The organism is Corticibacter populi (genome assembly GCF_004217315.1).
Lineage (GTDB): Bacteria > Pseudomonadota > Gammaproteobacteria > Burkholderiales > Burkholderiaceae_C > Lampropedia > Lampropedia populi.
In genome coordinates this window covers 756,074-782,113 of sequence record NZ_SGWR01000001.1, presented here as the reverse complement: position 1 = coordinate 782,113, position 26,040 = coordinate 756,074, and the positions used below count along the sequence as shown (strand labels likewise).

General features: G+C 65.5%; 25 protein-coding genes. 10 read left to right on the top strand and 15 right to left on the bottom strand.

Going from position 1 to position 26,040, the window contains the following annotated elements:
- Window position 1 precedes the first annotated feature (1 nt).
- Window positions 2-976 carry a purine nucleoside phosphorylase YfiH/LACC1 family protein gene (locus EV687_RS03525; protein WP_122226464.1) on the bottom strand — a complete coding sequence of 325 codons (975 nt, stop codon included), beginning with the start codon at window positions 974-976 and terminating at the stop codon, window positions 2-4.
- 245 nt (window positions 977-1,221) lie between these two features.
- Between EV687_RS03525 and EV687_RS03520 the strand changes: the two genes are divergently transcribed.
- The 3 genes from EV687_RS03520 (at window position 1,222) to EV687_RS03510 (ending at window position 4,479) form a co-directional block, all read left to right on the top strand.
- A complete protein-coding gene (locus EV687_RS03520) occupies window positions 1,222-2,367 on the top strand; it encodes a TRAP transporter substrate-binding protein (protein ID WP_122226463.1) in 1,146 nt (381 codons plus the stop codon).
- A gap of 166 nt (window positions 2,368-2,533) precedes the next feature.
- Entirely contained in the window at window positions 2,534-3,082 is a 549-nt protein-coding gene (locus EV687_RS03515; protein WP_242612452.1) for a TRAP transporter small permease subunit, read from the top strand.
- 5 nt (window positions 3,083-3,087) lie between these two features.
- Window positions 3,088-4,479: a TRAP transporter large permease gene (locus EV687_RS03510; protein WP_122226461.1), complete on the top strand. Its 1,392-nt coding sequence runs from the start codon at window positions 3,088-3,090 to the stop codon at window positions 4,477-4,479.
- Between the two features lie 31 nt (window positions 4,480-4,510).
- On the opposite strand, the gene hemW is transcribed toward EV687_RS03510, so the two are convergent.
- Entirely contained in the window at window positions 4,511-5,731 is a 1,221-nt protein-coding gene (hemW, locus tag EV687_RS03505; protein WP_122227168.1) for a radical SAM family heme chaperone HemW, read from the bottom strand.
- An 80-nt stretch (window positions 5,732-5,811) separates the two neighbouring features.
- Here hemW and EV687_RS03500 point away from each other — a divergent pair, with 80 nt between their 5' ends.
- Entirely contained in the window at window positions 5,812-6,708 is an 897-nt protein-coding gene (locus tag EV687_RS03500; protein WP_122226460.1) for a DMT family transporter, read from the top strand.
- A 185-nt stretch (window positions 6,709-6,893) separates the two neighbouring features.
- Window positions 6,894-8,138, top strand: coding sequence for a branched-chain amino acid ABC transporter substrate-binding protein (locus EV687_RS03495; protein WP_122226459.1), 1,245 nt, complete (start codon window positions 6,894-6,896; stop codon window positions 8,136-8,138).
- 73 nt (window positions 8,139-8,211) lie between these two features.
- On the opposite strand, the gene EV687_RS03490 is transcribed toward EV687_RS03495, so the two are convergent.
- Window positions 8,212-9,534: a mechanosensitive ion channel family protein gene (locus EV687_RS03490; protein ID WP_242612450.1), complete on the bottom strand. Its 1,323-nt coding sequence runs from the start codon at window positions 9,532-9,534 to the stop codon at window positions 8,212-8,214.
- 200 nt (window positions 9,535-9,734) lie between these two features.
- Here EV687_RS03490 and tadA point away from each other — a divergent pair, with 200 nt between their 5' ends.
- Both tadA and cls read left to right on the top strand, forming a co-directional pair.
- Window positions 9,735-11,036: a tRNA adenosine(34) deaminase TadA gene (gene tadA, locus EV687_RS03485; protein ID WP_122226457.1), complete on the top strand. Its 1,302-nt coding sequence runs from the start codon at window positions 9,735-9,737 to the stop codon at window positions 11,034-11,036.
- A 13-nt stretch (window positions 11,037-11,049) separates the two neighbouring features.
- A complete protein-coding gene (gene cls / locus EV687_RS03480; RefSeq protein ID WP_122226456.1) occupies window positions 11,050-12,489 on the top strand; it encodes a cardiolipin synthase in 1,440 nt (479 codons plus the stop codon).
- A 93-nt stretch (window positions 12,490-12,582) separates the two neighbouring features.
- On the opposite strand, the gene EV687_RS03475 is transcribed toward cls, so the two are convergent.
- The 3 genes from EV687_RS03475 to EV687_RS03465 all read right to left on the bottom strand — a co-directional run bounded on the left by EV687_RS03475 (window position 12,583) and on the right by EV687_RS03465 (window position 15,508).
- Window positions 12,583-13,614 (bottom strand): DctP family TRAP transporter solute-binding subunit, encoded by a 1,032-nt coding sequence (locus tag EV687_RS03475; protein ID WP_122226455.1) that lies wholly within the window; start codon window positions 13,612-13,614, stop codon window positions 12,583-12,585.
- A 99-nt stretch (window positions 13,615-13,713) separates the two neighbouring features.
- Window positions 13,714-15,018, bottom strand: coding sequence for a TRAP transporter large permease (locus EV687_RS03470; RefSeq protein WP_122226454.1), 1,305 nt, complete (start codon window positions 15,016-15,018; stop codon window positions 13,714-13,716).
- Between the two features lie 13 nt (window positions 15,019-15,031).
- Entirely contained in the window at window positions 15,032-15,508 is a 477-nt protein-coding gene (locus EV687_RS03465) for a TRAP transporter small permease (protein ID WP_242612449.1), read from the bottom strand.
- Window positions 15,509-16,015: 507 nt separating this feature from the next.
- Between EV687_RS03465 and EV687_RS03460 the strand changes: the two genes are divergently transcribed.
- Window positions 16,016-17,260, top strand: a complete 1,245-nt coding sequence (locus tag EV687_RS03460; RefSeq protein ID WP_122226453.1) for an NAD(P)/FAD-dependent oxidoreductase — start codon at window positions 16,016-16,018, stop codon at window positions 17,258-17,260.
- Here EV687_RS03460 and EV687_RS19370 read toward each other — a convergent pair.
- From EV687_RS19370 to EV687_RS03445, 4 genes are all read right to left on the bottom strand, one after another.
- Window positions 17,148-17,663: a DUF6228 family protein gene (locus tag EV687_RS19370; RefSeq protein ID WP_479723371.1), complete on the bottom strand. Its 516-nt coding sequence runs from the start codon at window positions 17,661-17,663 to the stop codon at window positions 17,148-17,150. The two genes, EV687_RS03460 and EV687_RS19370, sit on opposite strands and share 113 nt — an antisense overlap.
- Window positions 17,664-18,060: 397 nt before the next feature.
- Window positions 18,061-18,609 (bottom strand): phasin family protein, encoded by a 549-nt coding sequence (locus EV687_RS03455; RefSeq protein ID WP_122227164.1) that lies wholly within the window; start codon window positions 18,607-18,609, stop codon window positions 18,061-18,063.
- A gap of 249 nt (window positions 18,610-18,858) precedes the next feature.
- The gene (locus EV687_RS03450) at window positions 18,859-19,386 is read right to left on the bottom strand and encodes a CinA family protein (protein WP_122226452.1); all 528 of its coding nucleotides are present in this window, start codon (window positions 19,384-19,386) and stop codon (window positions 18,859-18,861) included.
- Window positions 19,387-19,410: 24 nt separating this feature from the next.
- Window positions 19,411-19,929 carry a phosphatidylglycerophosphatase A family protein gene (locus EV687_RS03445; protein WP_122226451.1) on the bottom strand — a complete coding sequence of 173 codons (519 nt, stop codon included), beginning with the start codon at window positions 19,927-19,929 and terminating at the stop codon, window positions 19,411-19,413.
- Between EV687_RS03445 and EV687_RS19265 the strand changes: the two genes are divergently transcribed.
- Window positions 19,928-20,053, top strand: coding sequence for a hypothetical protein (locus tag EV687_RS19265; RefSeq protein WP_278044252.1), 126 nt, complete (start codon window positions 19,928-19,930; stop codon window positions 20,051-20,053). The genes EV687_RS03445 and EV687_RS19265 overlap by 2 nt on opposite strands.
- A gap of 51 nt (window positions 20,054-20,104) precedes the next feature.
- Entirely contained in the window at window positions 20,105-21,790 is a 1,686-nt protein-coding gene (locus EV687_RS03440; RefSeq protein ID WP_122226450.1) for a long-chain-fatty-acid--CoA ligase, read from the top strand.
- A gap of 110 nt (window positions 21,791-21,900) precedes the next feature.
- On the opposite strand, the gene EV687_RS03435 is transcribed toward EV687_RS03440, so the two are convergent.
- From EV687_RS03435 to EV687_RS03415, 5 genes are all read right to left on the bottom strand, one after another.
- Entirely contained in the window at window positions 21,901-23,097 is a 1,197-nt protein-coding gene (locus EV687_RS03435; RefSeq protein WP_122226449.1) for a phosphoglycerate kinase, read from the bottom strand.
- A 116-nt stretch (window positions 23,098-23,213) separates the two neighbouring features.
- The gene (locus EV687_RS03430) at window positions 23,214-23,549 is read right to left on the bottom strand and encodes an AzlD domain-containing protein (protein WP_122226448.1); all 336 of its coding nucleotides are present in this window, start codon (window positions 23,547-23,549) and stop codon (window positions 23,214-23,216) included.
- Window positions 23,539-24,381 (bottom strand): AzlC family ABC transporter permease, encoded by an 843-nt coding sequence (locus EV687_RS03425; protein WP_122227162.1) that lies wholly within the window; start codon window positions 24,379-24,381, stop codon window positions 23,539-23,541. Before EV687_RS03425 ends, EV687_RS03430 begins: the two co-directional genes overlap by 11 nt.
- A gap of 7 nt (window positions 24,382-24,388) precedes the next feature.
- On the bottom strand, window positions 24,389-25,369 hold the full coding sequence (fmt, locus tag EV687_RS03420; protein WP_122226447.1) for a methionyl-tRNA formyltransferase: 981 nt from the start codon (window positions 25,367-25,369) through the stop codon (window positions 24,389-24,391).
- Between the two features lie 74 nt (window positions 25,370-25,443).
- Window positions 25,444-26,025 carry a hypothetical protein gene (locus tag EV687_RS03415; RefSeq protein ID WP_122226446.1) on the bottom strand — a complete coding sequence of 194 codons (582 nt, stop codon included), beginning with the start codon at window positions 26,023-26,025 and terminating at the stop codon, window positions 25,444-25,446.
- Between the last annotated feature and the right edge of the window lie 15 nt (window positions 26,026-26,040).

The following is a 26,040-nucleotide window of genomic DNA, read 5'->3' as shown; positions in this document are numbered from 1 at the left end:
GTCAGTGTGCTGCCGCCGGCGCATCCAGCCAGATGCACGCGGCCATGCGGCCGCTCGCGCCCAGCCGCGCCGCATCGCGGCGATGGGAGAAAAAGCGCGATGGTTGGCTGAAGGTGCACCAGGGCAGCGTGCCATCGTTGCCGTGAAGCTGTTCGAGGCCCAGGCGCTGCAGCCGCAGGCGTGCCAGGCCGGCGAGATCGGCCAGCCACCGGTCATCTGCTGCGCCGGCGCTGGCCGTGAATAGCCCGGCCGCCTGTGCATCGACTGCCGTGTCCAGGCCACCGGGCTGCACGAAGGCTTGGTAGACGTCTGCGCCGACTTCGAAAGCTGTCGGGCCGATGCAGGGCCCCAGCCATACCAGCGTGTCCTCGGCGAGCCCGTCCAGCACCGATGGGCTTGCGCCGGTGCCGGCGCGGGTGGCGCTGCCAGCCTGGGCGAGCGCGGCCACCGTCTGGGCATAGCGCGCCAGGCAGCGCTCCAGAACACCAGTACCGCTGGTTCCGGCCAGGCCGCGCCAGCCGGCGTGGGCCGCGGCCACGACCGGCAGGCACCGGTGCGCGAACAGCACGGGCAGGCAGTCGGCGACCATGATGGTGCAGACGGTGCCCACGCGGCGGCTGACGGCGGCATCGGCCATCAGCGGCGGCATCTGCTGATACTGGTGCTGCTGCCCCGCAGGAGCGTCCAGCACCACCGTCTCGCAGCCGTGCACCTGTTCGAGGAACACGGCCTGCGGCGTTGCCGCACTGGGAGCGCTGGCGACGGCCGACGACATGGCCTGGATCTGCTGCTGCAGCCGTTCGCGGTTGCGCGCCACGGCTGCGGGATCATCCCCGACATGGCTGCCCAGGTTCAGCGTATCCCAGGGCGGTTGGCTGCAGCCGCCCTGGCGGGTGCTGAAAAAGGCCTTGACATGGGGCGGCGCGGGCCAGTCCGGGATGATGGGGGCCATCGGGGCGAATGAGGGGTTTTGCATGAGGGGTGCTGGTGGCGGGTGTTGGCGGGACGGACGGCCCGTCCATTGTGCCAGCGGACGTGCGCAGCGCATGCAGGTGGTTGCCGGGCGCGTGTTCAGCCTTGCCCTTGCTCGATTACCCTTGAATCCAGGGCGGGCCCGGCCCTGCTGCGGGGAATCCCCATGAGGCGTTTCGTTTTTCCATTCCTACAATCGCGCCCTACCGGCAGTGATGCAAACGGAAACAAAAGGAAAAGGAGACTCGCATGGATCGTCGTTCCATCCTGAAGAAAGGCTTGACGGCTGGCGCCGCGCTGGGCACCGTCGCCCTGGCTGCCTGCGGCAAGAAGGAGGAGGCCGGCGCCGGCGCAGGCAGTGCCGCGGCGCCGGCGGTGACTCAGCAGCGCATTGAATGGCGCATGGTGACCACCTGGCCGAAGAACTTCCCCGGTCTTGGCGTGGGGGCCGAGAACTTGGCCAAGCGCATCACCGAGATGTCGGGTGGACGCCTGACGGTACGGGTGTTTGCTGCAGGCGAGATGGTGCCGCCGCTGCAGGCCCTGGATGCGGTGATCGAGGGTACCGCCGAGATGAGCCACGGCGCGGCCTATTACTGGCAGAACAAGAACCCCGGCCTGTCGTTCTTCACCGGCGTGCCGTTCGGCATGACCTCACGCGAACTGGCCGCGTGGGTGCGCTTCATGGGGGGGCAGGCGCTGTGGGACGAGGTCTACGATGGCTTTGGTGTGCAGGGCTTTCTCTCGGGCGACACCGGAACCCAGGCGGGGGGCTGGTTCCGCAAGGACATCAACAGCCCCGCGGACATCCGCGGCCTGCGCTTTCGCACACCGGGGCTGGGCGGTCAGGTCTGGCAGAAGCTCGGGGCCTCGGTGACCAACATGGCCGCTGGCGAGATTTTCCAGGCGCTGCAAAGCGGGACGCTGGATGCGGCCGAGTTCGTCGGCCCGTACAACGACCTGGCGCTCGGCTTCTACCAGATCTGCAAGAACTACTACTTCCCGAGTTTCATCGAGCCGGGCCTGGCCACCGAACTGGTGGTCAACAAGTCCAAGTTCTCGGCATTGCCCGCAGATTTGCAGGCCATCGTGCGCTATGCCTGCCAGGCGGCCTACGACGACGTGGCCTGCGACATGGCCGCCAATGATCCGCGCGCGCTGGCCTCGCTGGTGCGCGACCATGGCGTGCAGGTCAAGCAGTTCCCCGAGGAACTGCTGGCCGCTGGTGCCAAGGCCTCGCTGGAGGTGCTGCAGTCGATCCGCGACAGCGACAACGCGATGGCCAAGAAGGTGGCCGAGGGCTTCGTATCCTCGTTCAACGTGCTGCGCACCAAGACCGACGGCACGGAGTCACCATTCCTGCGGGCTCGCGAGAAGTACTTCACGCTGAGCTGAGCAGGCCGGGCGTGCCGCAGGACCCCACAGGGAATATGGACACGGCTCGACGCACGAATGGCCGCTTCATTCGCGCGTGCCGTGTGTGCCACCTTCCGGTGTCCGTCGCCGTGCCGGCCGCAGGCGCGTCCCGGCACGGCTTTCATCCCTGATCTGGAGAGTGGCCATGATGAGAATTCTGGCTTCGATCATCATCAACATCGGCCGGCTCAACCGGCTGGTGGGCAATATCCTGGTATGGCTGGCCCTGGCCACCGTGCTGGTGTGTTTCACGGTGGTGGTGCAACGCTATTTCTTTGCGACCACGCAGCTGTGGATGCAGGACCTGTATGTCTGGCTCAACGGCCTGATGTTCATGGGCGTGGCAGGCTACGCGCTGTTTCGTGACAACCATGTGCGCGTGGATATCTATTACCGCCCGGCCACGCTGCGCGGCAAGGCCTGGCGTGACCTGATCGGCGTGGTGCTGTTTCTGGCGCCGTTCTGCACCATCGTCTGGATCTACGCCTGGCCGTATGTGCAGCGGTCCTGGCGGCTGATGGAGGGCTCGGCCAATCCCGGCGGCATGCCGGGCCTGTTCGTGCTCAAGGGCTTCATCCTGGTGTTCATCGTGCTGATTGCGCTGCAGGGCCTGGCGATGGCATTGCGCAGCGTGCTGGTCCTGGCCGGCCGGCAGGACCTTCTTCCTCCCCTCTACCGCTACCAGCAGGATTGACCGGCATGGATCCCGTACTCATTGGCGAAATTCTCGCGGCCCTGATGTTCGTGGGCGTGATCGGCGTGCTGCTGCTGGGTTTCCCGGTGGCGTTTTCCCTGGCGGGGGTGTCGCTGTTCTTTGCGCTGGGCGGCTGGCTGCTGGGCGTGTTCGACCCCAGCAACTTCGGTGCGCTGGCCTCGCGCTACGTCGGCTTCATGACCAACGAGGTGCTGGTGGCGGTGCCGCTTTTCATCTTCATGGGCGTGATGCTCGAGCGCTCGGGCGTGGCCGAGCAATTGCTGCGGACCATGGGCAAGGTGTTCGGCTCCATGCCCGGCGGTCTGGGCATCTCGGTCATCGTGGTCGGCGCGCTGCTGGCGGCCTCGACGGGTGTGGTTGGTGCCACGGTGGTGACCATGGGCCTGATCAGCTTGCCGGCCATGCTCAAGGCCGGCTACAACCCCAGGCTGGCCTGTGGCGTGATCTGCGCCTCCGGGACGCTCGGGCAGATCATTCCGCCTTCGACGGTGATGATCTTCATGGGTGACATGCTCGCGGGCATCAATGCACAGGTGCAAATGGCCAAGGGCAACTTTTCGCCAACGCCGGTCTCGGTGGGCGATCTGTTTGCCGGCTCGGTGTTCCCAAGCCTGGTGCTGATCGCGCTGTACTTGGTCTACATGGTCTGCAAGGCGATCTTCGATCCCAGGAGCTGCCCGGCGACGCCGCCCACGGCCGAGGAGAAAGCCAGCCTGCTCAAGGACGTGACCTCGTCGCTGATTCCGCCGCTGGCGCTGATGGTGGCAGTGCTCGGCTCCATCCTCGGCGGCATCGCCACGCCGACCGAGGCGGCCTCGGTCGGCGCAGTCGGCGCCATCCTGCTGGTGCTGGTCAAGGGCAAACTCAACTTCACGATGCTGCGCCAGACCTGCATTTCGACGGCCACCATCACCTCCATGGTGTTCGTGCTGCTGCTGGGCGCAGCGGTGTTCTCGGTGGTGTTCCGCATGCTCGGCGGCGATGATCTGGTGCACGAAATGCTCTCGAACCTGCCGGGCGGGGCCATGGGCGCGCTCATCATCGTGATGCTGGTGATGTTCGTGCTGGGCTTCATCCTGGACACCTTCGAGCTGATCTTCATCATCATCCCGATCACCGCGCCGACCCTGCTGCACATGGGCGTCGACCCGGTCTGGCTGGGCGTGCTGGTAGGGGTGAACCTGCAGACCAGTTTCATGACGCCACCTTTCGGCTTTTCGCTGATCTACCTGCGCGGCGTCGCGCCCGGTCACATCCGCACGTCCGAGATGTACCGCGGTTCGCTGCCGTTCGTCGGCCTGCAGCTGGTGGCCATCGGTTTTGTGCTGGCGTTTCCGGCGCTGGCAACCTGGCTACCCAAGTACATCTACAGCTGAACACGGCGTCTTTGCCGTTGCAGAAGCGCTTTCAGGGGATGAAGACTTCCTGCAGGTCGCTGAGGAAGTCGAAGCCACGCTCGGTGGGACGGATACGCTGGTTGTCGCCATCGGGGCGCTCCAGCAGGCCGAGCGCCAGGCCTTGCTGAACGCCGGCCTCGATCGACGAGAGCGGCATGCCGGTGCGCGCCAGATAATCCGGCAGTTCGAAGCCCTCGCGCAGTCGCAGGGCGTTGAGCATGAACTCGAACGGCAGGTCCTGGCGCGGGACTTCCGTTTCCTGGGCCACCGCCTGCTGCTGCAGTGCCGCGGCCATATAGCGCTGCGGATCGCGCACGCGCACCTGGCGGATGATGCGGTGGGCAAAACTGAGCTTGCTGTGGGCGCCGGCGCCAATGCCAAGATAATCACCGAACTGCCAGTAGTTGAGGTTGTGCACGCACTGGTGGCCCGCGCGCGCATAGGCCGAAACCTCGTAGCGCTGCAGGCCATGCCGGGCGGTGGCGGCGGTGATGTGGTCGAGCATCTCGTACGCCAGGTCGTCGCCGGGCAGCGGCGGCGGGTACTTGGCGAAGAAGGTATTGGGCTCGATGGTCAGGTGGTAGACGGAGAGATGCGCTGGCGCCAGCGCCAGCGCGGTGGCGAGGTCCTCGTCAAGCATTGCCAGGCTCTGGCCGGGCAGGGCGTACATCAGGTCGAGGTTGAAGGTCTCGAAGGCGCCGCGCGCCTCTTCGACGGCGGCGAGCGCCTGTGCGCGGCTGTGCACGCGCCCGAGCTTCTGCAAATGTTCGTCGTTGAAGCTTTGCACGCCGATCGACAGCCGCGTCACACCGGCCTCGCGGTAAGCCGCAAAGCGGTCGGTCTCGAAGGTGCCGGGGTTGGCCTCGAGCGTCACTTCGCAGCCGGGCATGAGACGCAGGCGCGCCCGCACGCTGGCGAGCAGCTGGTCGATCTGGCGGGCCGAGAACAGGCTGGGTGTGCCCCCGCCAATGAAGATGCTGATGACGCTGCGGCCCCAGATCAGCGGCAATGCGGCATCCAGGTCCGCCTCGAGCGCCTGCAGGTAGTGCGCCATGCGCTGCTGGCCGTCATCGGCCTGCGGAGCGGCCAGTGCATGCGAGTTGAAGTCGCAATAGGGACACTTGCGGATGCACCAGGGCAGGTGGATGTAAAGGGAGAGCGGCGGCAACTCCTTGAGTTGCAAGGTGCCGGCACGCATGTAGTGCTGGATATCCGCAACAGGGGAGGGCATGGCGGGAATGCGTGGGCGCAGGCTGTGCACAAAGCATAGAATCTTACCCCGACTTCAAAGGCTCCGGATAGGCAAGGTCTATGCATGCATTGTGGATGGTACTGGGCGCATTTCTGTTCGCCTCGATGGCGGTATGCGTCAAGTTCGCCTCGGGGCATTTCAGCGCGGCCGAACTGGTGCTCTACCGCGGCATCATCGGCATGCTGTTCCTCGCCGGGCTGGCGCGTCACCAGGGCGTGAGTCTGGCCACCCGCCACCCGGGAATGCACGCCTGGCGCAGCTTTGTCGGCGTGGCCTCGCTGGGGGCCTGGTTCTATGCCATCGGCAAGCTGCCGCTGGCGACGGCCACCACGCTCAACTACATGAGCAGCGTCTGGATCGCCGTGTTCATCACCGCCAGCACCTTGCTGCAGTGGAAACCTTCGCCCGCGCAGCCGAGCCCGCCGCTGCAGTGGCCGCTGATGCTCACCATCCTGGTGGGCTTCGTCGGGGTGGTGCTGATGCTGCGGCCGAGCTTTGCCGCCGAGCAGAGCTTTGCCGCCACGGTGGGCCTGCTCTCGGGCATGGCGGCGGCGCTGGCTTACATGCAGGTGGTGGTGCTCTCGCGCATCGGCGAGCCCGAGACCCGGGTGGTGTTCTACTTCGCCGTCGGCAGCACCCTGGCCGGCGCGGTGGCAACGCTCTTCACGGGCCTGCAAAGCCTGATGACCATTGCGTCGCTGTGGCTGATCCCCATCGGCCTGCTGGCGGCGCTGGGGCAACTGTGCATGACGCATGCCTACGCCAAGGCGGCCGGGCCGCGCAACACCCTGGTGGTGGCCAGTCTGCAATACTCCGGCATCGTCTTTGCAGGTCTCTACAGCCTGATCGTCTTCAGGGACTCCATCGGTTGGGTGGGTTGGCTGGGCATGGGCCTGATCATCTTCAGCGGCATCACCGCAACGGTCCTGCGGGTGCGCCTGTCCAGGCAGGCCTGACGGCCTGGCGGGTTTGGAGAAGGCTCTTGACTTCACTCAAAGTCATCTGAGCGACATGTCGTTGTCCGGCACTAGGGCTAGTCCCATGCATTGCCGGACATTCCGTGGTTAGTCTTGCGGTGGGTCTGCATCGGCGTCAACGATGAGGACAGATTCCAGCGACAACACCAATCAGGAGACAAGACATGAGACCAATGCTTCGCATCACGACTTTGGCCAGCCTGCTGGCATTGAGCGGTGCCGTACTGGCCCAGCAGGGCGAGACCGTGCGGATCGCCTGGATCGATCCGCTCTCGGGCCTGATGGCGGCACTGGGCTCGAACCAGCTCAAGAGCTACCAGTATGTGGCCGAGTATTTCAATACCCACCCGGAGGTCAACCCCGCCGGTGTCAAGTTCGAGGTGCAGGGCTTCGACAACAAGCTCAGCCCGCAGGAGACTGCCAGCCTGCTGCGCGGGGTGATCGACCAGAACATCCGCTACGTGGTGCAGGGCAATGGCTCGGGTGCCTCGCTGGCCATCATCGAGGCGCTCGAGCGCCACAACGCGCGCAATCCGGGCAAGGAAGTGGTGTACCTCAACCACGCGGGGGTCGATCCAGACCTGACCAACAGCAAGTGCAGCTACTGGCACTTCCGTCTTGACGCCGACACCTCGATGAAGATGAAGGTCATGACCGACTACATCAAGGATCTCCCGGAGGTCAAGAAGGTCTACCTGATCAACCAGAACTATGCGCATGGTCACCAGGTGGCCAAGTACGCCAAGGATGGCCTGCAGGAAAAGCGGCCGGACATCGAGATCGTCGGCGAGGATCTGCATCCGCTCGCACAGGTGCGCGACTTCTCGCCGTACATCGCGAAGATCCGCGCCTCAGGCGCCGACGCGGTGATTACCGGCAACTGGGGTTCGGACCTGGCGCTGCTGATCAAGGCAGCCAACGACGCGGGACTCGGCAAGGTCAAATTCTTCACCTACTACGGTGGCGTGACGGGCACCCCCACGGCGCTGGGACCGCAGGCGGCGGGCAATGTGTACATGGTCTCCTACAACCACATGAATCTGCCGGGCCCGATCGGCGAGATCACCAAGGGTTTCCAGGAGAAGATGAACGACGACATGTTCACCGCGGCGACCTACAACGCCTTTGCGCTGCTCTCGAATGCGATGGCCGAGGCGAAGACGACCGACCCGGCCAAGGTGGCCGAAGCCATGGAGGGCCTGAAGTTCCAGGGCTTCAACGGCCAGAACGAGATGCGGCGCGACGACCACCAACTGCAGCAGGTGCTGTTCGTGACCCGCTGGGAAAAGGTCTCGGACGAATACCCCTACTCGCTCGAGAAAACCGGCTACTCTTTCCAGCCGGTCAGGACCTATGAGATTGCGGAGACCAGCACGCCGACCATCTGCGAGATGAAGCGGCCGGGCTGAGGACCATCGGGCTTCGCAAGGAAAAAGGCCAGGCGTTTTCTGCCTGGCCTTTGCGATGGGAAAGGGGCAATTTTCATTGTGCGGCGCTCTGGCCTTCACACGGCTTGGCCGGGTCGGCGCCAGCGCCAGCGGGCCGTTGGGCAATGGCCTCGCCCAGTCCGGTGAGCATGGCGCGCATGTCGGCGCCGCTCGGATTCTGGAAGGCGCGCAGCCCCAGTTCGGGCAGGATGGCCAGCAGGTGGTCGAAGATGTCGCTCTGGTAGCCTTCGTAGGCGACCCAGGCGGTGCTGTTGGTGAAGCAGTAAAGCTCCATCGGAATGCCCTCGGGCGTCGGCTCCATCTGCCGCACCATCAGCGTCATGTCCTGGTGGATGCCGGGATGGTGCTTGAGGTAGGCCAGCGCATAGGCGCGGAAGGTGCCGATGTTGGTCAGGCGGCGCTGGTTGGCGGGCAGTTCCGCCAGCGCGCCCAGTGCATGGCGCCGGTCCTCGTTGCTCGACTGGACCTCGTGCCGCTTGTCCTCGAGATAGTCGTGGATCAGGTTGATGCTGCTGAGCCGGGCGATTTCCTCGTTCGTCAGGAAGCGCACCGTCCCCGCATCGATGCGGATCGAGCGCTTGATGCGTCGCCCGCCCGAGGCCTGCATGCCCCGCCAGTTCTTGTAGCTCTCCGAGACCAGCTTCCAGGTCGGGATGGTGGTGATGGTCTTGTCCCAGTTCTGCACCTTGATGGTGTGCAGCGAGATGTCCACCACGTCGCCATCGGCGCCGGCCTGTGGCATCTCGATCCAGTCGCCCACGCGCAGCATGTCGTTGGAGGCGATCAGGATGCCGGCCGTGAACGAGAGGATGGTATCCTTGAAGACCAGCATCAGCACCGCTGACATCGCCCCCATGCCCGAGAGCACGATGACCGGTGAGCGGTCGATCAGCACCGCGATGATCAGGATGGTGCAGGCGCCATAGAGCACGATGTTGATCAATTGCACCGTGCTCTTGATGGCCATGAACTTGTGCGACGGATCGTTCTGGAGGCTGCGCTCCTGGATCACGTTGAGCGCCATGGTGATGGTGCGCACGAAATGCAGCGCCGTCAGAGCGAACGCGACATTGCGGATGATCGTGTATGGCGTGGCCGGCAGATGCGGCACCAGATTGATGCCCAACTGCACCACCAGGGATGGCACAATCTGCGCTGCACGTGCGAGGATGCGTTCGTCGAGGAAGGTTTTGAGCAGGCGTGTCTGGGTTCTGTCGCGCAGGCTGCCCAGCGCCTTGCGCAGGGCGCTGGCGACGACAAAACGTGCGAAGAATGCCGCACAGGCCAGCAGTACCAGCCCGATGGCCATTTGCACAACAGCGGTCTGGTCATTGAAATGCTCACTCAAAAACTCCACGCAGACTCCTTTTCATCAGTAGCGGCCCAAGGGAAGAGCAACTGTGTTCGTGGCCAGGACTGCCCGGCCACAAAGGCCCCCGATTGTATGAACCCGACAGTACCCGAGGCGTCGGCAGGACAAACCGGCCCGGCGCGTTTGCCAGCCGGGTGAGCGCCAGCGCCCACCGCAGAACGGCGCATTCCGATCGATCATTCGCCATGGACTTGCCGACAGACCATATACCTGCGCCGTACGCCGACCGGCATGCCCGCTGGATGGACGTGGCCCTGCAACAGGCGCGCCAGGCAGCAGCCGAGGGCGAGGTGCCGGTGGGTGCCGTGGTGGTGTGCGACGATGAATTGCTGGCCAGCGACCACAACCGCACCCTGCAGAACCAGGATCCGACGGCCCATGCCGAGGTCCTGGCCCTGCGCGCCGCGGCGCACCGGCTGGGCAACCACCGGCTGCAGGCCTGCAGCCTCTATGTCACGCTCGAACCTTGCGCAATGTGCAGCGGTGCCATTTTCCAGGCCCGTCTACGTGAAGTCGTGTTCGGTGCCGCCGAGCCCAAGACCGGTGCGGCCGGCTCGGTGGTGGACCTGTTTGCCAACCCGGTACTCAACCACCAGACGCAGATCGTGCGCGGCGTGCGTGCCGGGGAGGCCAGCCGTTTGCTGGCCGATTTCTTCCTGCTGCGGCGCGCGCAACAGGCCGGCGCTGCCGTGCCCTTGCGCGATGATGCGCTGCGCACGCCGCCGATCTGTTTTGCCGATTGCCCGTCGCAAGGGGCGTATGTGCAGGACCTGCCCAGCCTGCAGGGACTGCGCATGCACTTCCAATCGACATGGCCCGGTGCGCAGGCCTGGCCAGCCGGCTTGGGCCAGGCCTATCTGCTGCTGCATCCACTCTGGCATTGGAGCGCCCACTGGCAGGGGCTGCTCGAGGAGCTGGCGCGGCAGGGTGCCAGTGCGTTGGCGCCCGACCTGATCGGCTGGGGCCGCAGCGACAAACCCAAGAAGGTGGGCTGGCACCAGCTGGATGTGCACGCGCACAGCCTGCTCGAGCTGCTCGAGCGGTTGCAGGCACCGCGCCTGACGCTGGTGGCGCAGGACCAGGCGCGGGGCCTGGCCCTGCGCCTGCGGCAACTGGCGCCGCAGCGCTTCGTACGCCTGGTAACGCTGCAGGCTCCACTGGCCACGGGCCTGCTGCCGCTGACCGATGCCAGGCTACGCGCGCGCAGTTGGCACATGCTCCAGCATTTGCAGGCGCATGTGCCGGGACTGTCGGCTGCAGGGTTGCAGCAAGCCTGCGCGCCATACCCGGATGCCGGCCACTGGAAGGCCTGGGCATCTGCCGCGCTGCTGGCTGATGCGGACTCGGCAGTGCCTGGCGAAGCGGTCGAGCGCATCGATGTGCGGGCCGAGCCGCCGGCATCATGGCTGGCCGCGCATTTGCTCGGGCAGACTGGCAGCAGTGAAGTCAGCGACGTTGGCAGCCGCAGCCCCAGGGACGCAGCATGACCAAGGGCATGCCATGAACTGGATGTCCAGCCCCGTGTTCACCATCCTGTCCGCCGCGTGGCTTTTGTATCTGGTCGTGCTCACGGTCTGGGTGGTGCTGCAAAAGCGTGCGCCGGAGGCAACCGTCGGCTGGATCCTCACGCTGGCCCTGCTGCCTTATGTCGGCTTCGTGATCTTCTATTTTTTCGGTCCGCAGCGCCTGCGCCGCCAGTACCGCCGGCGCCTGCACAGCCAGATGGCGTTCTACGTCAGCGATGACCTGGAGGCCCTCAAGCAGCGCACCCGCAACACCCCGGCGATCTTGCTGCAACTGGCGAGGCTCGGTGTGGGCAGCACCGGTATTTATCCCTGCACTGCGCAGCGCATCGAACTGCTGAGCAGTGGCGCGCAGGCCTTCGATGCCATCATGGACGGCATCCGCGCCGCGCGCCGCCACGTGCACCTGGAGTACTACATCTTCGAGCCGGACCAGACCGGCACGCGTCTGCGCGACCTGCTGCTGCAAAAGGCCCGCGAGGGCGTGGAGGTGCGCTTGCTCATCGATGCGCTGGGCTCGAAGAACCTGCACCGCCGTTTTCTGCAGCCGCTCGTCGATGCCGGCGTGCAGGTGGCACGCTTTCACGACACGCGCTTCGGACGCCGCTGGCGGCCCGTCATCAACTACCGCACCCACCGCAAGATCGTCGTCTGTGACGGAGAGCTGGCCTTCACCGGCGGCGTCAACATCACCGACGAGGAAGACCTGCGCGTGCGCCCCGACGCCTACCACGACATGCACATCGCCCTGCAGGGCAACCCGGCCTTCTGGCTGCAGATCGTCTTCCTCGAGGACTGGGCCTATGCGACCGGCCGCAGCATTGGCGACAGCGTGCCGCACCTGCGCGACTACCTGCCGGTGAGCGAGGTCGGCCCCTACGACGTGCAGGTGTTCACGTCCGGGCCGAACAACCCGGCCGAGCCGATCCACCGCTGCTATGTCGAGGCCATTCACGCGGCCCGCGAGCGGGTGCTGCTGACCACACCTTACTTCGTGCCCACCGAGGCGGCCATGATGGCGCTGACGAATGTGGCCATGCGCGGCGTCGAGGTGCACCTGCTGGTGCCACGCTTGTCGGATTCGAGGCTGGTGACGCTGGCGGCGCGTTCGTACTTCGACGAGTTGATCGAAGCTGGCGTGACGGTCTGGGAATACGGCCCGCGCATGCTGCATTCGAAGACCATGGTGGTGGATGCGCATTTCGGCTTCATCGGCACCGCCAATTTCGACATCCGCAGCTTCCGCCTCAACTATGAGGTGGGCGTGGGCGTCTACAGCACGGAGTTCGCCCACGCGCTGGCCGCGCAGTTCGAGCTCGACCTGCGCCAGGCGCGCAAGGTACCGGCCGGCCGCCAGTTGCCGCTGGGCAGCCGCCTGGCCGAGGCTTCGGCCAGGCTGTTCTCGCCCATGCTTTGATGCCCTTGATGCGCGCGGCGCCAGCACCATGCCGCCGTCACCCTCGCGCACGAAGGTGAAGGTGGCGTGCGTTCAACGTTCAACGTTCAACGTTCAACGTTTAGCGATGGCCGCTTCAGCCTGCTCGACCAGTTCCGCGCCGATCTGCTTCTTCCACTTGGCATAAACCTCGCGCGTGGCATCGACGAACTGCTGGCGCTGGGCTTCATCGAGGTGCAATACCTGCACGCCCTTGGCCTCGAGTTCCTGCCACTGGCTGAGGTCATCGCCCGTCATGCCTTTGCGCGCGATGGCCAGTTGCTGCTGTGCCGCGTCGATGGCTGCCTGGCGCACGATGGCCTGGTCCTCGGGCGTCCAGGTCTTCCAGATGTTCTCTGCGACGACGAAGATCAGCGGATCGGCCACGTAGCCCCAGGCGGTCAGGTACTTCTGGCCGACGCTCTCGAGTTTGGCTGCGGCAAACACCGAGACCGGGTTCTCCTGTCCGTCCACCGCACCCGAGGCCATGGCCGGCTGCGCATCGGCCCAGCTCATCTGCACCGGGTTGGCGCCCAGCGCGCTCATCGTATCGAGAAACAGCGGCGAGCCGACCACGCGCAACTTCAAGCCCTTGAGGTCGGCGGGGCTCTGGATCGGGTGCTTGGCGTTGGAGATTTCCCGGAAACCGTTCTCGCCCCAGGCCAGCGGCACCACGCCGCGCCGCGAGAGCTGGTCGAACAATTCCTGGCCCACCGTGCCCTGCGTCAGCGCATCGATGGCCCGGTAGTCCGGCAGCAGAAAGGGCAGGGCAAACAGGTTGAGCTCCTTGACTTGCGGCGACCAGTTGATGGTCGAGCCCACCGCCAAGTCGATCACCCCCTGGCGCAGCGCGGTGAATTCACGCGTCTGATCACCGCCCACCAGCGAGGTGCCGGGATAGAGCTTCATGTTGATGCGCCCCTGCGTGCGCTCGCGCACCAGGTCGGCCCAGATCTCGCCGCCCTTGCCCCAGGGGAACTGCGTGCCAAGTACCAGCGACATCTTGTACTCGGCCTTGTACTGGGCCTGTGCCAGGGCCATGGGCTGCATGCCCAGCGTCAGGCCGGCTGCGGCGCACAGGCCGATGAGCAGTTTGCGAAGTTTCATGCTTGTCTCCTTGTGGTTGAAACGAACGGGTGGGCAGGGCGGCATGCGTGACATGCCGGCTTTGGTCAATCGATCGGTAGCGCCAATCGGCAGCCCGAGCTAGTAGCCGAGCTGCTGTGGCATCCACAGCGCCAGCTGGGGCCAGGCGATCACCATCGCCATCACTGCGAACAGCGCCGCGAGGAACCAGCCGACCCACGGCATGGTGGCCTGCATGTGCACGCCGGCCAGCCGGCATGAGACCATCAGGTTGACGGCCAGTGGTGGCGTGAACTGGCCGAGCGCTACGTTGAGCGTGAGCAGCACGCCGAACCAGACCGGATCCCAGCCGAACACCTCGGCGATCGGCAGCAGCAGCGGCACGAAGATCAGGAAGATCGAGATGCCGTCGAGGAACATGCCGAACACCACCAGCAGCAAAACCACCAGCGCCAGCACCAGGTACTCGTTCATGCCGCTGGCGGAGATGGCGCGCGCCAGCGGATCGATGATGCTCATGGTCGAGAGCGCGTAGGCGAAGATGCTCGCCAGCGCCACCACCAGCAGGATGATGGCCGAGAGCTCGGCGGCCTCGCGAAAGATGCCGAACAGGTCACGCACCCGGATGGTGCGGTAGACCACCATGCCGACGAACAGACCGTAGTAGACCGCCACCACCGCCGCCTCGGTGGGCGTGAACCAGCCCATGCGCATGCCGCCGAGGATCAGGATCGGCGCGGCAATGCCCCAGACGGCCTGGCGCAGGCTGCGCCAGAAGGGCGGCCTGGGCAGGCTGGCCTCGTTCCGGCCCATGCCGTGGCGGTGCGAGAGCCAGATGGCGGGAATGATCAGCGCCAGCCCCACCATCACGCCCGGCACGATGCCGGCGGCGAACAGCGCCGGTACCGAGGCGCCGGGCACCAGCACGCTGTAGATGATGAAGGCCACCGAAGGCGGAATCAGGATGTCTGTGGCTGCTGCCGCGCCGATCACCGTGGCATTGAAGGCCGGCGGGTAGCCGGCATTGCGCATCGCCACCACCATCACGCCGCCGACGGCGGCTGCGCAGGCCGGTCCGGAGCCGGAGATGCCGCCGAGGAACATGGCCACCAGAATGGCCACCATCGGCAGCACGCCCGGCCCGCGCCCGAAGATCGCCACCGCCAGGTTGACCAGGCGCGCCGCCACGCCCGAGCGGTCGAAGATCGAGCCGACCAGCACGAACATCGGGATCGCCAGCAGCGGGTATTTGGCGATGCCGGCGTAGAAGTTCTGCGGAATGGCCATCAGGCCCAGCAGCGGTGCATCCTGGTTGGCCATGGCAATGGCCGCCGCGCCGCTGAAGCCCAGCGCCACGCCAATCGGCACGCCCAGCACCATCAGCACGCTGAAGACGGCGAACAGCACGAGTGCGATCTCGGTCATGGCAGTCGCCCCCTCATGGCCGTTGGCGCCAGGCGCGCCAGCACACGCCCAGCGCACGGCCGGCAATCGCCAGCGAGAGCACAGGCAGCCAGATGGTGTAAATCCACTTGGGCAGGCCTAGGCCCGGCGAGGTCTCCTCGAAGCGGAACTCGTCCCAGGCCAGCTGGCCCCCCAGCCAGGCCATCAGCACGAACATCAGCACCACCGACAGGGCCGAGGCCAGCGCCAGCCAGCGCTTGCCACGCGGGCCGCAGCGCTCGGCCAGGAAGTCGATCTGGATGTGGCGATTGCGCGCCGCGGCGGCGCTGCCGGCCACCAATGCCAGCACCATCATCAGGAAGATGGAGATTTCCTCGGTCCAGGCGATCGACGAGTGTGTCCAGTAGCGCAGCACCACATTGAGCAGCGTGATCAGGCTCAGTGCCGCGAGAATGAGCACCGACAGCCAGTCCTCGATGGCCAGCGGCACGCGCGGGCGCGGTTCTTGCACGCCAGCCTGGACGGGGACCTCTTCGGCGCTGAATGAATGCGGATTTGGGGATTCTGGGACGGACGAATGCAATGACAACTCCAGGCCATGGCCGATGCCACCGGCGGAGGACGCGGACGGTGGCGGCATTTCAGCATGCGGTCCTTCACAGCCTGGCGCGCCGGTCGGGGGTCATGACAGGCACAGTCGGGCGGTCGAACCGCGCAAAACGTTCGGGCACGGCCTGCGGTGGCAGGCACTCGGGGTGCGGGAATGGCCGCTGGCGGGTAGCCACATGGCCGGAGGCAGCGGCGAAGAGGGGTAATATTCACCCGGCTGCCCGATGGTTGCCGCGCAGTGCGGTGCCGATTGGCAACATGTGCAAGCCACACGTGTGCCAGCGGTCCCGCGCGGCGATTCTGGATTATAGGGACCGGCCAGCGCGCGAAAGTGCATCGTCAACTCAGGGAAAACACGCAGGCCGCACGGTCACACCGGGCAGTGGGCCGCGCCGTACGGAGCAGCAACATGGGAAAAAGTGTCATCGTCCTGGGGGCCGGCATGGTCGGCACCAGCACCGCCGTGCAGCTGGCGCGGCGCGGCCATGACGTGGTGCTGGTGGACCGGCGCTCGCCGGGACGCGAAACCTCCTACGGCAATGCGGGACTGATCCAGAGCGAGGCCGTCGAGCCCTATGGCTTTCCGCAGGGCCTTGCCCCGCTGCTGAGGGTCATCCGCAAGCAGGGCATCGACGTCAACTATCACCTGGGCGCCATGCCGGGCCTGACCCGCATGCTCGAGCGCTACTGGCTCAACTCCACGCCCAGGCGTTATGCCCGCATCGTCGATGAATTCAGCCGGCTGATCCGGCAGGCCATCCCTGCCCACGCGGAGCTGATCGCGCTCTCGGGCGCCGAGGCGCTGGTGCGCAAGGACGGGTGGATCAAGGCTTTTCGGGGCGAGCGGCAGATCGACGAGGCCATCGAGCATGCGCAGTGGCTGCAGCAGGAATTCGGCGTGCCCTACCAGGCCCTCGACCAGGCGGCGCTGGCCGCGCTGGAGCCCGGGCTGCACGGCCTGCAGGGCGGCATGCACTGGACCGAGCCCTGGAGCGTGCGCGACCCGGGTGCCTTGGTGGCGCACTATGCACGCTATTTTGCGTCGTTGGGGGGACGCTTCGTGCTGGGCGATGCCGCCAGTCTGCGCACACGCGGCGCCGGCTGGGCCGTGCAGACCGATGATGGCTGGCTGGAGGCCGGCCAGGCCGTGATTGCGCTCGGTCCCTGGGCCGCCGGCATGACGCGCAGTCTGGGCTACCGCCTGCCGCTTTTCATCAAGCGCGGCTACCACCTGCATTATGCGTGCGAGCCGCTGCGGCACCCGCTGCTCGATGCCGACAACGGCTACATGCTGGTGCCCATGGAGCGCGGCCTGCGCCTGACCACTGGCGCCGAGTTCGCCCGGCTGGGCGACAAGGCCACGCCGGTGCAGGTGGCCAAGGCCGAGCAGGTGGCGCGGCAGATCGTCGAGCTGGGCGAGCCGGTGGAGCCGCAGCCCTGGATGGGCGCACGCCCCTGCACCGTGGACATGAAGCCCGTGATCGGCGCCGCACCGCGCCACCCGGGATTGTGGTTCCACTTCGGCCATGCCCACCAGGGCTTCACGCTGGGCCCGGCAACGGCTCAGCTGCTGGCGCAGCTGATCGATGGCGAGACGCCCTGCATCGATCCGCAGCCGTATTCACCAGAGCGGTTTTTGCGACACGCCCATTGAAGGGCATTGAATTTCCTGTGAATGCTTGACGCCTGAATTCAACCGCGTTAAACCGCGCCGCCAAGCGGCGTCGGCTTGAATGAGTTGTTAGGTCACCGAAGAATCGATGGGCTCCGACAGGGACTTTTGGTAGCTGACCGAGTTCGGTAGCAAGTGCTGCGGATACTTGCCACTTCTCCGGGGCGCCCTGCAAACCACAAATGCGAATTGAAAAAAGACCTTCTCCAAGCGGAGAGCAACGGGCAGATAGTGAAAACTCACCCTCTATCGGCTCCCGGCGCCCGTCTCCATTCCATGGACCCTCATAGGAAGCTAGTCGAGCAAACGGATCAGAAAGCCCCGTTGCGTCGGTGTATGCCCAAACCGCATGTGCCACCTGAACAGCAAAGCCTTTGAGCTCAATGGTGAAGGGTTGTCTTCGGTGTTTCAGGCCGCCTAAAATTTTACGATCAGGTTAGCAAATGTATCTTCGGCGGCATTGTCGCCGAGGCCTGCATGCTCCATCAAACGGTTTGTTGGGGCATATAGAAGGGCTGTTTGGGGGCGAGATGGCGCAGCCCGGCGGGCGATTCGACAACTTGAGGCCATGCGAGACGGCACTGGTCCAGATGATGGAATCGTGCCGGAATGGACGCACCAAAAAAAGCCCGGCATGAGCCGGGCTTGAAGGGATCCATGAAACGGATTTCGAAAGGATCCAAGGAGACAACTGTGCTGCAGGTGCGGCGGTCGCGCCTGCGAAATTCCGAAACTCTAGCGCATGGGCGGGGTGATTCACCAAGCCCTGACGCAGGACCTTCTCAGGTGCGGCGGCGCGTCGTGGTCTTGGTGGCGTTGGCGGCGCTCTCGGTGACAGCGTTGAAGTTGGCTTGGGCCACGTCGGACGCTTGCTTGACGGTCTTTTGCACCGATTCGAATGCGTTGTTGGCGGCGGAGATGGCGCTGCGTACCACGGCAACGGAGGCTTCGGTGCCGGCCGGGGCGTTCTTGGCGGCGCTTTCAACCAGGTTGGTCACGGCCTTCTGGGCCTCGGTGGTGCGTTCCTCGACCACCTTGCTCAGTTCGCCCGCGCTTTCGGTGGCGATTTCATAGAGCTGGCGGCTGTAGTCAGCGGCCTTTTCGGCCAGCGGCTGCAGGATGCTCGATTGTAGTGCGGCGAGTTCCTGCGCGTCCTTGATGGAGAGCACGGCCTGGCTGTGCTTGGCGGCATCTTGCAGTGCTTCACGCGAGACCTTGATGTTCAGGTCGATGAGCTTCTCGACGCTTGCGAAGGCCTTGTTGGTCAGACCGAAGAGCTGCTCGATGTTCGCCTTGTGGGCTGCCAGGATTTGTTCGGGTGTCAGTGCCATTTTGATCTCCAAGTGCTGTGTGGTGGTGTGCAATGTCTTGCTCTGGTTATGCCGCCGGGCAAGCATTTGTTGTGCACTGCAGCATGGTTCTGATTATGCGATTGGCGGTGATCGGATGCAAGTGTTTTGTTGCGATGCAACAAAATGAATTGTGTCAATTTGCATCGTTATGGTGCATGCCACCGATGCCAGAAAGGCAGACCGAAACAGTGTGCGGAGGGAGGAACCGGACCCGCGCCGGGTTGGCTTTCAGTCTCCCGACAGTCGTGCCAGCGCCAGCATGCGCTGCAGCGCATGCTGCATGGCGGCCTGCCGTACCGCGCCGCGATCACCCTGGAAATGCCGCACTTCGGCATGAGTCTGATCGGCAACACGCCAGCCAAACCAGACCGTGCCGACGGGCTTGTCCACACTGCCGCCGCTCGGGCCGGCAATGCCAGTGATGGCCATGGCGAGTTGGGCTCTGGAGTGGCGGATGGCGCCATTGGCCATGGCGCGCGCCACCGGCTCGCTGACGGCGCCATGCGTGGTGATCAGCTCGGCCGGCACGCCCAGCAGCTCATGCTTGGCGCTGTTGGTGTAGGTGACGAAGCCGCGCTCGAACCAGGCGCTCGAGCCGGCCAGCGCAGTGCAGGCAGCGGCCACCAGGCCGCCGGTGCAGCTCTCGGCCGTGGCCACCATCTGACGGTGCGCCAGCAGCCAGTTGGCCAGTTCTTGGACGATGGGCAGCACGACCTCCCCCGGGGCAGGCTGGAAGGTGGTATCGGTATCGTTCATGGCAGATGGTTTCCGGACAGGCGTTCAAGCGATGAAGTGATGCCACAGGGCGATCACCAGCAGCGTGCAGAAGGCAGCTACCAGATCATCCCAGATGATGCCCCAGCCGCCTCGCCAGCCGCTGCCCTTGAAGCATTGGTCGGCCCATTTCACTGGTTGCGGCTTGACGGCATCGAAGAAGCGAAACAGCGAAAAGGCCACCGCTTGCGCGGCAAAGCCGGCCGGGGCAATCAGCCACAGCACCAGCCAGAAGGCCACCACTTCGTCCCAGACGATGGCGCCGGGGTCGCTGGTGTGCATGGCCTGTGCGGTGCGGGTGCAGGCCCACCAGCCCAGCAGCAGCGCCAGCACCAGTACGGCGGCCATGGCGACATCGGGCAGCCGGCGCAACAGCAGCGCGAACACGGCCCAGGCCCAGAGCGTTCCGACCGTGCCGGGTGCGAAGCGGCTGAGGCCGGAGCCAAAGCCGAGCGCGATGCAATGGGCCGGCCGCGAGAGCATGAAAGCCGCCGTCGGGCGTGCGGAGGAGGAGGGGTGGGACATGGCAGTGATGGTGACGGAGAAGCGGCCAATGGCAGCGCTGGCCGCGCCGGTGGCGCAGCCGGCAGGCTTTTATGCGGGTCTTCACGATGGACAAACGCCATTGTCTGCCGACAATGGATTCTGACCCGATTCAGTAAACAACAATATTGGCAAAATGACAAAGGAGACAAGCGTCATGACGAATCATCGTCCCTGGCTGAGTGCCTATCCAGAGGGGGTTCCGGCGGACATTGACACCAGCCAGTACCCATCGCTGGTGCATCTGATGGAGGAAGCCTTCCGAAAGCATGCCACCAAGAGCGCCTACAGCTACATGGGCAAGGATTTTACGTTTGCCGAGGTGGAGGTGATGAGCCGTGCCTTCGGCGCCTACCTGCAAAGTCTCGGCCTCCAGAAAAACGAGCGGGTCGCGGTGATGATGCCCAATGTGGTGCAGTATCCGGTCGTCGTCGCGGGCATTCTGCGTGCCGGCCTGATTCTGGTGAACGTCAATCCGCTCTACACGGCCCGCGAGCTCGAGCACCAGCTCAAGGATTCGGGTGCGACGGCCATTGTCATCATCGAGAACTTCGCGCAGACGCTGCAGAAGTGCCTGGCGAACACGCCGATCCGGCACATCGTGCTGGCCTCGATGGGCGACCGGCTGGGTCTCATCAAGGGCTCGGTGGTCAACTACGTGGTGCGCAGCGTCAAGAAGCTGGTGCCCGACTATGAACTGCCCGGGGCCGTGCGCTTCAACGAGGCACTCGAGAAAGGCGAGGGCAGGACGCTGACGACGCCGGCGCTCGAGCGCGAGGACGTGGCCGTGCTGCAGTACACCGGCGGTACCACCGGGGTCAGCAAGGGGGCCATCCTCACCCATGGCAACGTCATTGCCAATGTGCTGCAGTCGGAAGCCTGGAACGAGCCGGCCATGAAGGAGATTCCGCCCGGGCAGCAGCCCACCAGCGTGTGCGCGCTGCCGCTCTACCACATCTTTGCCTTCACGGTGAACATGATGCTGGGCATGCGCAATGGCTCCAAGAACATCCTGCTGCCCAATCCGCGCGACCTGCAGGGCGTGCTTGGGGAGCTTGCCAAGCACACCTTCCACTCGTTTCCCGCAGTCAACACGCTGTTCAATGGCCTGCTCAACCACCCGGATTTCGACAAGGTCAACTGGCACAACCTGAAAGTCTCGATCGGCGGCGGCATGGCCGTGCAAAGTGCCGTGGCCGAGCGCTGGCTGGCCAAGACCGGTTGCCCGATCTGCGAGGGCTACGGCCTCTCCGAGACCAGCCCCTCGGCCAGTTGCAACCCGGTCACCAACAAGGCGTTCACCGGCACCGTGGGCCTGCCGTTGCCGAGCACCTGGATGAAGTGCGCCGACGACGAGGGCCACGAAGTGCCGGTGGGTGAGACCGGTGAGATCCTGATCAAAGGCCCGCAGGTCATGGCCGGCTACTGGCAGCGCCCGGACGAGACCGCCAGGGCCATGACGGCCGATAGCTACTTCCGCTCGGGCGATATCGGCGTGATGGACGAGCGCGGCTACTTCCGCATCGTCGACCGCAAGAAGGACATGATTCTCGTCAGCGGCTTCAACGTTTTCCCCAATGAGTTGGAGGACGTCGTCGCGGCCATGCCCGGCGTGCTCGAGTGCGCGGCGGTCGGCGTGCCCGACGACAGGAGCGGCGAGGCGATCAAGCTGGTGATCGTCAGGAAGGACGAAGCGCTCAGCGAGGAGGACGTGCGCGCCTATGCGGCCGAGCACCTGACCGCCTACAAGCGTCCGCGTCACATCGAGTTCCGCAGCGAATTGCCCAAGACGCCGGTGGGCAAGATACTGCGGCGCGAACTGCGCGACAAAGCGGATAAATAGAGGTCAGAGGCGGGTGGTGCGAGCGGAGTCCAAGGCTGCGGCAGTCATGCAAAAGGGACGGCTTGGCCGTCCCTTTTGCATGACTTCGTGACGGTGAGGCCGCTGCCGGGTCAAGCCTGGTCGGCGCGGCGCTCCAGGATCTCGAAAGCCGGCAACTGCTTGCCTTCAAGCACTTCCAGGAAGGCGCCGCCACCGGTCGAGATGTAGCCGACCTTGTCCTCGATGCCGTACTTGGCAATCGCCGCCAGCGTATCGCCGCCGCCGGCAATGCTGAAGGCCGGCGATTGCGCGATGGCCTCGGCAATGGTGCGGGTGCCGTTCTCGAACGGGGCCATCTCGAAGACGCCCACCGGGCCGTTCCAGACGATGGTGCCGGCCGCCTGCAGTTGCTCGGCCAGGGTCACCGCGGTCTGTGGACCAATGTCGAGGATCAGGTCGTCATCGGCCACGTCGGCGGCCAGGCGGATGCTGGCCTCGGCATCGGCGGCGAAGCGCTTGGCCACCACCACATCCACCGGGATCGGCACCTGGGCGCCGCGCGCCTTCATCAGTTCGATGATGGCGCGGGCCTCGTCCAGCAGGTCCGGCTCGGCCAGGCTTTTGCCGATCGGCAGGCCGGCCGCCAGCATGAAGGTGTTGGCAATGCCGCCGCCGACGATCAGCGCATCGACCTTGTCGGCCAGGCTGCGCAGGATGGTCAGCTTGGTCGAGACCTTGGAGCCGGCCACGATGGCCACCAGCGGACGGCGCGGGTTGGCCAGGGCCTTGCTGATGGCATCGATCTCGGCGGCCAGCAACGGGCCGGCCGCGGCGATGGGGGCATATTCGGCAATGCCGTAGGTGGAGGCCTCGGCACGGTGGGCGGTGCCAAAGGCGTCGTGCACGAAGATGTCGCACAGCGCCGCCATCTTCCTGGCCAGCGCGGGGTCATTCTTCTTCTCGCCGACATTGCCGCGGCAGTTTTCCAGCAGCACCACCTGGCCCGGCTCGACCGCCACACCATCGACCCAGTCGCGCGCCAGCGGCACCGGCAGCTCCAGCAGTTCGCCCAGGCGCAGCGCCACGGGGGCCAGCGAATCGCCGGGTTGCAACTGGCCTTCCTGTGGCCGTCCCAGGTGGCTGGTCACCATCACGGCGGCGCCGGCATCGAGGGCTGCGCGGATGCAGGGCAGCGAGGCGCGGATGCGCGTGTCCTCGGTGATCTCGCCCTGCGCGTTCATCGGCACGTTCAGGTCGGCGCGGATGAACACCTTCTGGTCCTTGACCTTGCCCTGTTCACAAAGATCGGTAAAACGGATGAAGTGCATGTCAGCTCCTTGGATGTTGTGTGCATGAGGCGGGCAGTCGGCTGCGAAGTCTGGCCGACGGCATCGGTGGCCGGCATTGTAGAAGAGGCGGGCGTGGGCGATGCCAAAGCGTTGGCTCACCAGCCCAGCCCGATGTGCAGAGGCAGGTAGACCAGCATGCCTACCACGATGGTGCCCAGGATGCCGCGCCGCCAAAGGTAGTATGCCGAAGCAAAGGGTACGGCCAGCAGCCTTGCATCCTGCCAGGTGCCGGTCAACTGGCCATTGGTCATCAGCATCTCGGGCACGATGACGGCCGCCAGCGCGGCCAGGGGGGCGTACCGCAGGCCCCGGCGCAGCCAGCCCGGCAGCGGGATTTCACGCTCCGGCAGCATGAAGAAGGCACGTGTCAGCAGCGTCACGCCGGTCAGCCCGGCGATCACGGCCAGCAGCCAGAGCGGGTCATAGTTCATGGTGGCTCTCCCGTGCCTGAGCGTGTATCGGCGCTTGTTCCTGTATTGGTTCCGGTGGTTCTGCGGCGGTCGTGGCGGCCTGTCGCGGACGTGCCTGGGCCTGGCGCAGGCGGCGTTCGGCGGCCTCGAAGCTCAGCCCCAGCACAATGGCTGCAGCAATGGCGACCAGGATGTTGAGTTTGAGCGGCATGGCATAGGCGGCAATCGCCACGGCGCCAGCGGCCAGGCCTGCTGCCAGCGTGGCGCGGTCGATCAGCAGCGAGAGCGTCACGCCCAGCAGCGCCAGGATGCCGGCAAAACCCAGGCCCCATGAAAGCGGGATGAACTGCGCGAGGAAGATGCCGGCGAAGGACGGCAGTTGCCAGCCCAGCCAGGTCACCACGGCGCTGCCCCAGAAGTACGGTTCCTGCTCGGGCGCATAGCGCCGCGTGGTGAAGCGCTGGAAGAACAGCACGAAGATCATGTCGGTGCTGAAGTACATCATGCGCAGCCGTCGGGCCAGTGGCAGATGGCCAAAATGCTCGCGCCACATGCTGCTGAAGATCACGAAGCGCAGGTTCACGCAAAAGCCCGTCAGCCAGATCACCCACAGCGGCGCATGGCTGGCCAGCAGTGGCAGCACGGCCAGCTGGGAGCTGCCGGCGTAGACCAGCAGGCTCATGAGCGCGGCCATCGGGATCGACAGGCCGGCCTTGACCATGGCCACTCCGGTGACCAGGCCCCAGGCGCCGATGCCCAGCGCTACCTGCAGCTGGTCACGCGCACCCTGGCGAAAATGCGGGTCGCGGCTCAGGTGCCGCCAGCGCTGCAGCGAATGCGAGAGGCCGGACATGCTGGCGTCACTGCGCAGGCGCGGCGTTGAACCGATCGCCGGCATGGATCACGAAGCCGTTGAGGAACTGTGCCACGGGCAGGCGCTTGCCACCGGCGCGTTGGAGCTCGGTCAGGCACAGCACACCTTCGCCACAGGCCACGGTGATGCCGTCCGCACCGGCTGCAAGCACCGTCCCGGGCAGGGCTCCGGCTGGCAGGCTCGTGGCCTCGGCATGGGCCCGCCAGATCTTGATGGCGTCATCGTTCAGCCGTGCCTGCGCCGCCGGAAACGGGTTGAAGGCCCGCACTCGCTGTGCCAGCAGCCTGGCGGGCAGCGCCCAGTCGAGCCAGCTCTCGGTCTTGCTGATCTTGTGGGCGTAATTGACGCCTTCCTGCGGCTGCGGCGTGGCCGGCAGCGCCGCCCCGCTCGCCTGCATCTGCTGCAGAACCTGCACGATGCTTTGGCCGCCCAGTGCCGCCAGGCGATCATGCAGTTCGCCGGTGGTTTCATCAGCACCAATGGCGAGATTGGTGGTCAGCAGCATGTCGCCGGTATCCAGTCCGGCGTCCATCTGCATGATGGTGATGCCGGTCTGGGTGTCGCCTGCCTCGATGGCGCGATGGATGGGCGCCGCACCGCGCCAGCGCGGCAACAGGCTGGCGTGGATGTTGAGGCAGCCCAGGCGCGGCAACTGCAGGACCCACTCGGGCAGGATCAGGCCATAGGCGGCAACCACCAGCACATCCAGCTCCAGCGCGGCAAGTCCTGCCTGTGTGTCGCGCGCTGCCTCGGCATGGCGGCCATTGAGCCGCAGACCGGCCGGTTGCAGGACCGGAACGCCGTGGGCGAGGGCAGTTTGCTTGACGGGCGAGGCCTGCAGCTGCATGCCGCGGCCGGCCGGCCGATCCGGCTGGGTGAGGATGGCAGCGGGGGTGAAGCCCGCCGTGATCATGGCCTGCAAGGCCACATTGGCGAATTCCGGCGTGCCGGCAAAAGCTGTGCGCATGTCTGGAAGAAAGGGGCAGGCCCCTGGTGGTCTGTGCAGGGGCCTTGCGGAGGCGAAGGCTTGCTGGGAATGACTTACTGCGTGATGTTCTGGTCGTCGCGCTCGATGCTCGGCGCGGCGACGGCACCCGTGCCCGAGACGGCAATGCCGACCCGGTAGTAGCGCCCGTACTCGTAAAAACCATAAAGCCAGGTGCGGGCAGCCTCATCGACCGGCTGGCTGTTGGGGGCATCCTCGTCGCGGTTGCCGAGAATCGAGGTCTGTGGACGTCTCTGTGCGAGGGGAGGGCCGAACTGCTGCAGCAACTCCAGCGACTTCCAGCTTTGCGGGTCGATGCGTTCAAAGGCGGCGCGCTGCCAAGCCGGAGTGATTCGCGTCAGCACACCCTCTGCATTGAAGACCAGCAGTTGGCGGTCGAAATGCAGCTGGCCGCGGTTGTAGAACCAGTGCCAGTCGTCTCCCACCTGGTAGACGGCCAGTGGCTCGCCACGTTCGGCCAGCACCTGCTCGCGGGTGCTGCCAAGGCTGGCCTGCGAGAAGGAGCCGGCGCCGCTGACTGACGGTGCGGCCGTGCCGGCGCAACCGGTCAGCAGGACCAAAGACAGCAGCGACGCGCCAAGGAGTGCGCCACGACGGGGCGTGAATGCGTTCTTCATGGCGGGGATTGTGCC